Annotated in this window: 7 protein-coding genes; all 7 read left to right on the plus strand. The window is 32.9% G+C overall.

Features of this window, described 5'->3' with window-relative positions; genetic code table 11:
• Nucleotides 1-667: bifunctional phosphoribosyl-AMP cyclohydrolase/phosphoribosyl-ATP diphosphatase HisIE (gene hisIE / locus ACT8VG_RS06030; protein ID WP_444195411.1), on the plus strand; the 667-nt coding region annotated here is incomplete at its 5' end.
• Between the two features lie 44 nt (nucleotides 668-711).
• Nucleotides 712-2,181 carry a UDP-N-acetylmuramoyl-L-alanyl-D-glutamate--2,6-diaminopimelate ligase gene (locus tag ACT8VG_RS06035; RefSeq protein WP_432267571.1) on the plus strand — a complete coding sequence of 490 codons (1,470 nt, stop codon included), beginning with the start codon at nucleotides 712-714 and terminating at the stop codon, nucleotides 2,179-2,181.
• Complete coding sequence (locus tag ACT8VG_RS06040; RefSeq protein ID WP_432265289.1) at nucleotides 2,174-2,962, plus strand: histidinol-phosphatase HisJ family protein; 789 nt, start codon at nucleotides 2,174-2,176, stop codon at nucleotides 2,960-2,962. The genes ACT8VG_RS06035 and ACT8VG_RS06040 overlap by 8 nt, the downstream gene beginning before the upstream one ends.
• Before the next feature lie 36 nt (nucleotides 2,963-2,998).
• On the plus strand, nucleotides 2,999-3,355 hold the full coding sequence (locus tag ACT8VG_RS06045; protein ID WP_022425662.1) for a hypothetical protein: 357 nt from the start codon (nucleotides 2,999-3,001) through the stop codon (nucleotides 3,353-3,355).
• 46 nt (nucleotides 3,356-3,401) lie between these two features.
• Complete coding sequence (locus ACT8VG_RS06050) at nucleotides 3,402-4,565, plus strand: cation diffusion facilitator family transporter (RefSeq protein WP_444195412.1); 1,164 nt, start codon at nucleotides 3,402-3,404, stop codon at nucleotides 4,563-4,565.
• Nucleotides 4,566-4,647: 82 nt separating this feature from the next.
• A complete protein-coding gene (locus ACT8VG_RS06055; protein WP_187011585.1) occupies nucleotides 4,648-5,937 on the plus strand; it encodes a galactokinase in 1,290 nt (429 codons plus the stop codon).
• 105 nt (nucleotides 5,938-6,042) lie between these two features.
• Nucleotides 6,043-6,495, plus strand: a 453-nt coding sequence (locus ACT8VG_RS06060) for a magnesium transporter MgtE N-terminal domain-containing protein (RefSeq protein ID WP_444195413.1), incomplete at its 3' end; no start/stop codon positions are given.

Here is a 6,495-nt window from a genome sequence, read left to right on the forward strand (position 1 = left end):
GTATTCCAGTAAGGAGAAATATGTAATGAAACCAGATTTTGAGAAAATGAATGGTCTTGTACCTGCTGTTGTACAGGATGTCAAGACTAAACAGGTATTAATGCTGGCTTATGTAAATGAAGAAGCATATGAAAAGATGTTAGAAACAGGAGATACTTGGTTCTATTCACGTTCTAGAAATAAACTATGGCATAAAGGAGAAGAATCAGGACATTTCCAGCATATTAAAGGTCTTTATTTAGATTGTGATTTAGATACAATCGTTATTTATGTAGAACAAGTCGGTGCTGCTTGTCATACAGGTTCTTATTCTTGCTTCTTTAATGAAGTGATTCCTTATGACAATAGTGATTTTGCGCATGAACTTTATGATCTTATTGAAGATAGAAAAGTACATCCAGTAGAAAAGTCTTATACAAACTATTTATTAAATGAAGGTATTGATAAGATCTGTAAGAAGGTTGGAGAAGAAGCCACTGAAACAGTTATTGCAGCTAAAAATACTTCTAAAGAAGATTTGATTGGTGAAATAGGAGATTTATATTATCATGTATTAGTCTTAATGAATGCCTATGGCTTAACTGTAGATGATGTTTTAGATAAATTAAAGGAAAGACATAAGGTGACAGGCAACAAAAAAGTATTCCATACAAGAGGAGAGATTTAATTCTCTCTTTTTTTTTGTTATAATCGTGTAAGAGAGGTGTTTGTATGAAATTAGAAAAGTTATTAAATGGTTTTGAATATGAAATCATTGGGAATAAAGATGTAGATATTACAACATTAGTCTATGATTCACGTAAAGTAGAAGAAGGCAGCTTATTTGTCTGTATGGTTGGTGCTGCTTTTAATGCACATGATTTTATTGATCAGGTGATTGAAAAGGGTGCTCATGCGATTGTAATTTCTCAGGATGTCCCTTTAAAAGAAGGTATGACTTATATTAAGGTGAAGGATACACGTATTGCCTTAGCTTTATTATCTTGTGCTTATTTTAATTATCCTAGTAAAGAATTAAAGGTTGTTGGTATTACAGGAACAAAGGGTAAGACGAGTTCTTCATTAATGATCAAGTCTATTCTAGAACATGCAGGTAAGAAGGTTGGTATTATTGGGACAAATGGTACTTTTATTGGAGATATCCATGAACCTACAGCCAATACAACACCAGAATCTTATGAATTACAGCGTATCATGAGAAAAATGGTAGAACATGATTGTGAATATTGTGTCATGGAAGTATCAAGTCAGGCTTTAAAGATGAACCGTGTCGCTGGTATTGAATTTGATTATGGTGTCTTTACAAATATTTCACCTGACCATATTGGCCCTAATGAACATAAGGATTTTGCGGAATATATGGCATGTAAGAAACATTTATTTGATTTCTGTCAGGTTGGTTTATTTAATAAGGATGATGAACATTTTGAAGAGTTCACAAAGGATGTTCCTTGCAAGGTATTAACATACAGCATTGAAAAAGACAGTGACCTTAAAGCTCTCCATATTGAACTTTATAATGAGAATGGTCAATTAGGTATTACCTTTGATACAAAGGGATTAATTAATGCCTCTTTTAAAGCTTCTATGCCAGGTAAGTTCAATGCTTATAATGCATTAGTTGCAATTATGATCTGTTATTTAATTGATGTCCCTACAAAGGATATACAAAATACATTACCACAGGTTCATGTATTAGGTAGAGGACAAGTCATGCATGTCTCACCTGATTATAGTGTATTAATCGATTATGCTCATAATGGTGTCTCTTTTGAAAGTATTATTTCTACTGTAGAACAGTATAATCCTAATAAGTTAATTGTAGTTTATGGCAGTGGAGGAAAACGTTCTAAGACAAGACGATATGAATCTGGTGAAGTAGTCGCAAAACATGGTGGTTATTCTATCTTGACTGCAGATAACCCAAGAGGAGAAAAGATTGTGGATATCTGCAAGGACATCGTAGTGGGTATTGATAAGTATCATGGTGAATATACGATTATTCCTGACCGTAAAGAAGCCATCTATCATGCATTAGATATGGCTAGTAAGGGTGATGTTGTTTTATTACTTGGTAAAGGTCATGAAACTTATATGATAGGTGAAGATGAAGTGACACGCCATTTTTCTGAAACAGAAGTATTAGAGGAATATAAGAAGGAGCGTGGACTTAATGCGTAAGATTGATTATCATATGCATACGCATTTTAGTGGTGATAGTGAAGCAAGTCCTCGTGAACATATTGAACAGGCAATTAGAATGGGATTAGATGAAATATGTTTTACTGATCATCGTGATTTTGATTATCCTATTGATACATTTGATCTAGATACAGATGCTTATTTCATGGAACTGAGTGCCTTGAAGAATGAATATGTAGATCGTATTACTATTAAGATTGGTGTAGAAGTTGGATTAGACATGGATCATATTGATGAAATCAACACTTTTGTAGCACAATGTCCTTTTGATTATGTCATTGGTTCTATTCATGTTATTCATCATACAGAATTCTACTATGGAGAATTCTTCAAGGGTAAAACAAAAGAAGAAGCACATAGAGAATTCTTTGAAGAAACATTAAAATGTGTACAGACATTTGACTGTTTCAACTGTTTAGGTCATTTAGACTATATTATGCGTTATGGTCCTTATGAAGATAAACGTGTAGAACATGAGTTATATCAGGATATTATTGATGAAATCTTAAAGACACTTATTCAAAAGGGTAAAGGTATTGAAGTCAATACATCAGGATATGCATTAAATAAGACATGTGGTTTCCCTAATTTTGATATTGTGAAGCGTTATAAAGAACTAGGTGGTACAATAATTACAGTGGGTACTGATTCTCATACAAGTGATCGTGTAGGAGAACATGTAGAAGATGTTTTAAAACAATATCAGGAAATTGGATTTGACGATGTAACTACATTCACAAAAAGAGTGAAAGATAATTAAGTCTATGTTATAATAGGCGAGATGGGAGAGATAAAGATGATAGAAATACTTACAAAAGATGATGTAGAAGAACTAAATAGCGAAAAAAATGATCAATACTACATTCCTGGTGAATTATTTAATGGGATGCAGTATAACCTTATAAGACTAGAAGTCAAATGGGCTTATGTGGCTGTATTAAATACATTATTGAATAAACCACATTATGATCAGGATAATAATGCCTATGTAAAAGATGATTCTCCTGCAATTATTGAGATGTTAGTTAAGATTGCGAATAAGAAAGTCAATGCCGCAAAGATTGAAGGCTATCTTGATGAAATGGATGAATTAGAACTTGTAAGACGTGATGGAAGAAACGTTTACGTTAGAAAAATTGTTTCAATTTTTTAGAGAAAGGTTCCTTTCTCTTTTTTAATAGATACGAGGGGGAGTATTTATGTATCAGTTATTAATAAAGACATTTGTACGTGATTATAAGAATACAGAAGATGCACATGTAAGAGAACAATATGGAACAGTCTGTTCTATTATTTCTATAGTATGTAATATCGTACTTGTAGTATTTAAACTTATTTTTGGAACATTAGTTCATTCTGTTTCTATTGTCGCAGATGGTTACAACAACTTATCTGATGCAGGAAGTAACATTGCGACATTCTTTGGATTTAAACTTGCGAATAAGCATCCTGATGCAGAACATCCATATGGTCATGGACGTTTTGAATATATTACAGGTTTAGGCATTTCTTTTTTAATTATTTTAGTAGGTTTAATGAGTTTAAAGGATGCAGTCTTAAAACTCTTTAATCCAGAAGCAGTTAAGTTCAGTGTTCCTGCACTTATTGCTTTGATATTTTCAGTATTAGTTAAGATATGGATGGGTTACTTTAATCGTAAAGCAGGTAAAGAAATTAACTCAACCGCATTAGAAGCAGCTGCCCAGGATAGTATGAATGATGTTATGGCAACTTCTGCCACTATTGTGGCTCTTGTGGCTTCTTTAGTTACTGATCTACCAGTGGATAGTCTCATTGGTGCGGCAGTCTCTGTTGTTGTTGTCATTTCTGGTATCTCTATCGCAAAATCAACCATTGATCCACTTCTTGGTATCAAACCAGATCCAGAAACAATTAAAGAAATAGAAAACTATTTAATGAGCTATGATTGTGTTATGGGTATACATGATTTAATGATGCATGACTATGGCCCAGGACGTCGTTATTTAACTGTTCATTGTGAAGTAGATGCTTCTATTGATATGATGACAACACATGATGAAATAGATAATATTGAACGTGCAATGATGGAGAAGTTCCATATTCTTACTACAATCCATATGGATCCTATTGATATCCATGACACACTCACAAATGAATTAAGAGATAAAGTGACTAGTATTGTAGAAACTATTGATTCATCACTTTCTATCCATGACTTTAGAATAGTAAGAGGTCCTACACATACTAATCTTGTCTTTGATGTATTAATGAAGGATGATAAATACAGTAAGAAGGAACTTAATAAATTAATTACTTCTAAGGTCAAAGAAATGAACACTACATACTATTGTGTGATTAATTTCGAATATTCATTTGTCTAGAAGTGTACAACTATGGTAAGAAATGTTAAAATCTTAATAGATAACTAACAATGATTTCATATATATATTCGAGGTGATTCAAGTGAAAAAAGCAAGTAAGATTATTACAGGATTTAACAAAGGGGAATATAAAGCACTCATCAAGGATCTTTATACAGAAGATGCCAGACTTACAAAGCAGAAGAATCGTTATGTCACTGCTTTAAAACAGTTTATTGAATTATATGGTGATGAAGAAGTAGAAATCTATAGTGCACCAGGACGTAGTGAAATCTGTGGTATGCATACAGATCATCAGCATGGTAAGATGCTTGCATGTTCTGTTAACCGTGATATTATTGCGGTTGTTACACCTACAGATGATAATGTCGTAAGAATTACTTCTGAAGGATTCCCAGATATTCGCCCTATCACAATTAGTAAAGCAGGATTAAAGTTAGCTTTTGATGAACAGGGTACAACTGAATCTTTAATTAAAGGTATTGTATCTCAGTTCCAAAAATTAGGTTATGAAGTAGGCGGTTTTAACGCTTATATTACAAGTGAAGTACCACTTTATTCAGGTATGTCATCAAGTGCTGCAATAGAAGTACTTCTTGCCACTATTTTAAATGGTTTATACAATAGTGGTTCTATTAATCCATTGATTATTGCCCAGATTGCACAGTATGCTGAAAACATCTATTTTGGTAAACCATGTGGTTTAATGGATCAGGCGGCTTGTGCGATTGGTGGTTTAATCAAGATTGATTTCAAGGATCCTAAGAAACCACTTATTAAGAAACAGATGATTAAGTTTGAACAGTTCAATCATTCTTTATGCATAGTAGATACAAAAGATGTACCAGCTAACTTAACGAAAGAATATCGTGCTATCATTGAAGAAATGAGATCAGTAGCCAAATATTTTGGTAAAGAATTCTTAAGAGAAGTAGATGAAAATGAATTCTATGAACATATCATTCCAATGCGTAAAGTATGTTCAGATAGAGCTATTTTACGTGCAATGCATTTCTATAGTGAAGAAAAGCGTGTAAATAAGGAATTAAAGGCATTAAGAGATGGTAACTTCCATGAGTTCAAGATTCAGATCAGACGTTCAGGTAATAGTTCATTTGAATATTTACAGAATGTTTATTCTTCAAAAGATCCTTCTCATCAGAACATTTCTCTCGCAATCTGTATGAGTGAAAAGATTCTAAAAGATAAGGGTGTAGTAAGAGTACATGGTCCTGGTTTTGAAGGTACTATCCAGGTATTTGTAGAAAATGATTATGCTAGAAAGTATAAGAATGAAATAGAAAAGTATATGGGTAAACATTGTTGCTATGTCACTCATATCAGACAGCAGGGCGCTATGAAAGTCATCTAAACGATGACTTTTTTTGTAATAGTTTTACATTATAAGACTTTAGATTTAATATAAAAAATGATAAAATGGCAAAGGACTTTTATATATACAAGGAGGGTGAATAACATGGATAAGATGACAAAAGAACATCTTACTAGTCTCTTAATAAATGGGACTTCAGAACAGATTCAGGAAGCGATAGATGATATTCACCCCGCGGATATTCTTGATGTATTACAGGATCATCATAGTCAGTTAAATAATATTCTTTCTAAACTCCCGAATGATATTATTGCGGATGTTATTGAGGAAGAAGAGGATGAGGATGAGCAGTATGAAATCCTTAAAACATTCCTTAAAGATCGTCAGAGTGCTATCTTAGATGAGATGAGTGATGATGAATTAGCCGATTTGATTGGTGAACTAGATGATCCAGAAGAACGTGCAGATGTATTATCTAAATTAGATATAGAGGATAAGACACATATTGAGAGCCTGTTGAAATATGATCCAAGCACTGCTGGTGGTATTATGACAACAGAGTTTATCTCTATTAAAGCCAATAATACAGTATTAAAG

This window comes from Catenibacterium sp. (assembly GCF_052354645.1).
GTDB classification, from domain to species: domain Bacteria; phylum Bacillota_I; class Bacilli_A; order Erysipelotrichales; family Coprobacillaceae; genus Catenibacterium; species Catenibacterium mitsuoka_A.

What these genes read in the sequence shown, in the direction of transcription:
- ACT8VG_RS06050 (WP_444195412.1), top strand. Translation starts at nt 3,402, where the DNA reads ATGTATCAGTTATTAATAAAGACATTTGTACGTGATTATAAGAATACA.
- ACT8VG_RS06040 (WP_432265289.1), top strand. Translation starts at nt 2,174, where the DNA reads ATGCGTAAGATTGATTATCATATGCATACGCATTTTAGTGGTGATAGT.
- ACT8VG_RS06045 (WP_022425662.1), top strand. Translation starts at nt 2,999, where the DNA reads ATGATAGAAATACTTACAAAAGATGATGTAGAAGAACTAAATAGCGAA.
- ACT8VG_RS06035 (WP_432267571.1), top strand. Translation starts at nt 712, where the DNA reads ATGAAATTAGAAAAGTTATTAAATGGTTTTGAATATGAAATCATTGGG.